At 34.2% G+C, this 5,121-nt stretch carries 3 protein-coding genes; all 3 read left to right on the top strand.

The genetic code is table 11. The annotated features are described in order from the left end of the window. The first annotated feature begins 44 nt into the window (after positions 1–44). The 3 genes from P9B04_RS13860 to P9B04_RS13850 all read left to right on the top strand — a co-directional run bounded on the left by P9B04_RS13860 (position 45) and on the right by P9B04_RS13850 (position 4,943). Positions 45–977: a DUF481 domain-containing protein gene (locus tag P9B04_RS13860; protein WP_342055577.1), complete on the top strand. Its 933-nt coding sequence runs from the start codon at positions 45–47 to the stop codon at positions 975–977. Positions 978–1,077: 100 nt separating this feature from the next. Then, positions 1,078–3,216 (top strand): mechanosensitive ion channel family protein, encoded by a 2,139-nt coding sequence (locus tag P9B04_RS13855; RefSeq protein WP_342055576.1) that lies wholly within the window; start codon positions 1,078–1,080, stop codon positions 3,214–3,216. A 68-nt stretch (positions 3,217–3,284) separates the two neighbouring features. Further along, positions 3,285–4,943 carry an alpha/beta hydrolase gene (locus P9B04_RS13850; RefSeq protein WP_342055575.1) on the top strand — a complete coding sequence of 553 codons (1,659 nt, stop codon included), beginning with the start codon at positions 3,285–3,287 and terminating at the stop codon, positions 4,941–4,943. Positions 4,944–5,121 lie beyond the last annotated feature (178 nt).

Here is a 5,121-nt window from a genome sequence, read left to right as displayed (position 1 = left end):
CGCATTAAATAGTTTCCTCCCAGTGTACCTCATGAGTATGGGAAATGCTATATTACAAAATTGGTGAAATAGATCAAGCACCAAAACTCTTAGAAAATGCTATCGATTTAGTTAACGGAATTGAAGATAATTTGTTACCAAGACAATTATTATTAAATATTTCTTTAAAGTATGGAGAAATAGGGCAAGAAGGAAAATCACAAATGTTGCTTGCTCAGAGTCAAGAAACTATAATAGATGCTTCCAAAACTGCAGTAGAATTTCCCTTTCAACAAACGGGTAGTAGTCTTAATTTAGGGTTAAATGGAAATGTTGGTTCTTTCCGAGATACGACAGCTCGTGTTGGTGTTAGGACTAATTTTTACCAACAATGGTCAGAACAAGATATTTATCTTGATGGCAATTTATCCGTTAGTTATGATAGCGATCGCTCTGTTAATAATTATCGTCCCAGTAGTTTTATTAAATCAGTTTATCGTCGCCATTTTAACCATAAATGGAGCTTTTTTACAGGGTTTTTCAATAGCACTAACCAAGATTTATTTGCGGCAAAAAATGATAGTGAGGATTTATCAATTATTAGTAACCTATTAGTAGGGGCAGGATTTAATTTATGGCGAGGTGATTCCATTCGTCAGTTTTTAGATATACAATTGGGTGTGGGACCTCGTTACGAATATGAGTATATTAACTTTGAAAAACTTCGTGATGAAATTGATCCAACTGTAGCAATTCTTTTATTTGGTCGAGGTTTTGCTATTGACGATGCTAGAATAAACCAAACCTTTGCTATTACTCCTTCAGTGGATGACTTCAATAACTATAACGTTACCTCAGATACGGAGCTTTCTATCCCAATAAGCGACCGCTGGTCGTTAAGTAATCGTATATTTTTTCGTTATCGTAATGAAGTTTCCCTTGAGGAAAATCCTAACTTAGAATTTTTATTTACTACTGGAGTAAATTATCGATTTTAAAGAAATTTTAATATTAACTTAGTTACTATAATTTTCAAATCTGGATAACTATAATACAACTAAATTTTCTTAAAAATTTTTATAAATTTTAAAAGAAACAATGAAACTAATTAAATTAAAAATAACTCAACAATTTTTTAAAAAACTCATTAAATGGTTCACCATTTTTAGTTTAAGTTTTACCTTAACTTTAACATGGATACCAGTAAGCTTAGGGCAGATTCCTTTATTTACAGCACCTCCTGATCCTAACCCTACTCAAACCCCTCCTTGGGATTTGAATCAAGCTTATGCTTGTGGTCGATTTTGGTGTAGTAATGTATATATTTACGATGATGACAGAAGAATTCAAAGAGCTTTATTAAGGATTGAAAGAGCTTTATTAACCCCTGAACTCACTCTAGCAACATTTAAAGAACTAGATCAAACTAATACTGAAGTAGCTCAAATTTTAGAGCAAAGATCGAGATTAGTTCAACAAGTATTTAATAAAATTGTTCGGCGGGTTGTTGAAAATCAAAGCACTTTTGATACTTCTTATATTCCTAATTGGAAATTTTGGATACCAACATCCTTGAAAGATGTATGGGGTTCTACAATAATGAAACCACTTCATCCTGGAACTCCTAAGATAGAAATTGGGATAAAAAATCAACAAACGGTAATTTTTATTCCCGACCAATTTAACTTAGGAATTGCCTCTCAATCTATTGTTACAGTAACTGATATAGATGCTAGAGCAAATGGATCAAATGTAGAAGAATTGGCAAAAATATGGCAAGAAACAATTACAATTTCATTAAGTAATGCTCTTTGGGGTCACGAATTTGATCGACAATATCCTCTGGGAAGATGGATTGTTTCTGGTCTTGTAATGGTCATAGGATTTATCTGGGTTTGGCTTATAGAAATAGTCCGTAATCATCAAAAAAAATTCAATGACCAATTAAGACAAAAACTCCGAAATATAACAGATGATTTAACCGTTGACTCTGAAGCTAAATCGGGTTCAAAAATTGAAAAAGATATTAGTGAAGAGCAAAATAAATCAACGTCTTTAGATGACGAAAAATTATTTGAAAAAGATAAACATGAGAATAACAATAAGCAAAAAAATCCTATTGCCTTCTGGTTTAAAAAATGTTTTGCTTTTCTAAAAAAAAGAATCAAAAAAAACAAATGGCTTTATTCTAAATTGCATGATTCTCAGCAAAAACTTTATTTACAACAACAAGGAATTATTAAGCAAGAAATAAACATTTATCAATTGTTACTGAGAATAGAATTTATTCTACAGTTACTGATTATATTATTAGTTTTAGTTATTATTACTTTTACCTTTCGTCATACTCGTTTTTTCTCAGTTTATTTACTCACAGAAACCTTACGTTTAATACTGGTTTGGATCGGGTTAACTCTTGTTGATAAAGTAGGTGATTTTGCTATTGATTATTATCTCAATCGTTGGGCAAAGCAAGCACAAATTAATGATCCCACATCTAATCGTTATACTCTTAGGGTCAATACTTATTCCATTACTTTAAAACAAGCCACCACAGCTTTATTCATTATATTGGGTATTTACTTAAGCATTTGGATTGTCGGTTTGAATGTTTCAATTCTGGCAGGTGCAGGAGTTTTTGCCATCGCAATTGCTTTTCTGTCCCGTAATTTACTAGAAGATATGCTCAATGGTATTTTAATTTTATCCACCGATCGCTATGCTATTGGGGATGTGATTGATGTGGGGAATGGGATGGCGGGATTTGTCGAAGATATTAACTTATTTGTCACCTCTTTACGTAATTTAGATGGACAAGTTATTGCTATTCCAAATAGTAAAATTTCTACTGTTATTAATAATACAAAAAATTGGTCAAGAGTTAATTTCACTATTAAAATTGCCTCAGATGAAGACATCGATAAAGCCATTGATATTATGACTAAAGTTGCTGATAAAATGCAAAGTGAATTAGAATGGTGTGATAAGTTTTTAGACCCAGTTGAAATTTTAGGAGTTGATGACGTTTCTCACGAAGGTATTTTGATTCGTCTTCTCATTAGAACAAAACCCATGGAACAGTGGCCAATAGGGCGAGAACTACGATTGAGAGTTAAGAAAGCATTTGATGAAGAAGGAATTTCTTTAGGCATTCCCTATCAAAAAATTATGGTAATTGATTCGAGCAATAATAATGAGCAATCCCCATTTTACGTTATACCGGAGCAAGATAAATAAGAATCGTTAATAATAAAGTATTGAGAGATTTAAAACAGGATAATGAAAACAGTATTGAGAACAAGATCATGAAAGTAAAAAATAAGTCTTTTTTTCTATCCTTAATAGGCAGTATCTTACTAACAGTAGGAAACCATTTGCCAATCACTGCGGCTGAAAAAATTAATTTTATTGTCGGTCCTTTACGTTTATCTTTGAATATCAGTTCCTTAGAAACATTTGCTGATCAAGGAACCATTGATAGAAGATTAGCTGACTATTTTAGAATGGCTGGAGTAGGAGAAACAGAACAAATACAGTTTCGTGAAGCTTTACAGAAAACAGTGGATATTGACCCTGTTTTATTCTCGAGGTTACTGAGAACTGAAATGGGAGAAGATATGCTAAGTCGTTGGGGAGAACATATTAATATTCAAGGGGGGAGAAACGGTAAATATGCCTTGCGTGGTGCCATAGTTAAATCAGCTTTCGATGATCAAGGTTTAAGTTTGATTAATATATTGCGGAATCTTCCTACTAATATACAAATTAATCTTAATCAGGCTCGTTCTCTAGCTACCCGTTTCGACTCAATTATTATTGCTACCAATTTTTTTCGCGAAGAAATTAGTCAACTTGCTCAACAAGAAATAGCCAACGCTTCACCCACAAACTTTTCTACTCTGCCTGATTTACGTCAACCAGGAAAATTACCAGTACAAACAAGTCAATGGACTCTTACAGATAGCAAGCGAAACCGAACCTTTCGTGTTTATATTTATCAACCCCAACTACAGCAAGAAATTGAATATCCTATTGTCATTGCATCTCATGGTTTAGCTTCCTCCCCGGAACATTTTGCTGACTATGCTGAACATTTAGCCTCCTACGGTTACGTTGTGGCCATACCCCAACATCCAGGTAGCGATCGCCAACAACTTCAAAATCTGAAAAGGGGACTGTCTCGTCAAATATTTTTAAACAGTGAATTTATTGATCGTCCCAAAGATATTAGTTATGTGATTGATGAACTAGAAAGACGTAATCAAGCAGCTTTTTCAGGCAAATTGGATCTTAATAAAATAGCTGTCATCGGTCATTCTTTTGGGGGTTATACTGCTTTAGCAGTAGCTGGTGCAACCCTTGAGTTTGAAAATTTAGCCCGAGAATGTCCTGGCCGTTTGAATTTATCCTTATTACTACAATGTCGCGCCTTAAACCTCGATCCAGAGGTGTATTCCCTAAAAGATGAACGAGTCAAAGCTATTGCTCTTACCAATCCTCTAAAAAGTGCTATTTTTGGGCCACAAGGGTTATCACGGGTTTCCTTACCTGTCTATGTTCAAGCTGGAAAATATGACCCGGCCACACCTTTTGTATTGGAACAAGTTAGGCCATTTCCTTGGTTTAATAGTGGGAATCGTTATTTGAGTTTACAAGAAGGGGATACTCATGCTGATATTTCCGAATTAGATGGGGGTTTGGGGGAGTTAATCGATAACTTTCTCTATTTATCCCTTCCAGAACCTGAATTATTGACCAGTTATAATCAAGCTTTAATCCTAGCCTTTTTGCAGGTTCATTTACGGGAAAACCAGTCATTTCGCCCCTATTTACAATCAGCTTATGCTGAATATCTCAGTGAAGGGGAAGAATTTAAAACGTTTTTAATTACCCATGATTCTCTAGAAGGATTAAAAAAAGCGATCGCCAAATTCCAAACCAATCACCCTAGCATAAAATTTTAGGTAAAGTACCATAAATGTAGAAATTTCTATACTGACATCTTGCACCAATACATAAAAACTTAAATTAGCAAGCAGTTCCTCACTCCGTTCCGGCGCTATCGCACAGCCTTCGGCTTTTAGCTAAGACTCACATCTTGCACCAAGAAAAGTTGATATGAGAAGCGATGGCTAAAACCCT

The organism is Crocosphaera sp. Alani8, assembly GCF_038442745.1.
In the GTDB taxonomy this organism is placed as follows: Bacteria; Cyanobacteriota; Cyanobacteriia; order Cyanobacteriales; family Microcystaceae; genus Crocosphaera.
Note: the sequence above shows the minus strand (reverse complement) of the source record. Positions and strands in the feature narration are given on the sequence as shown.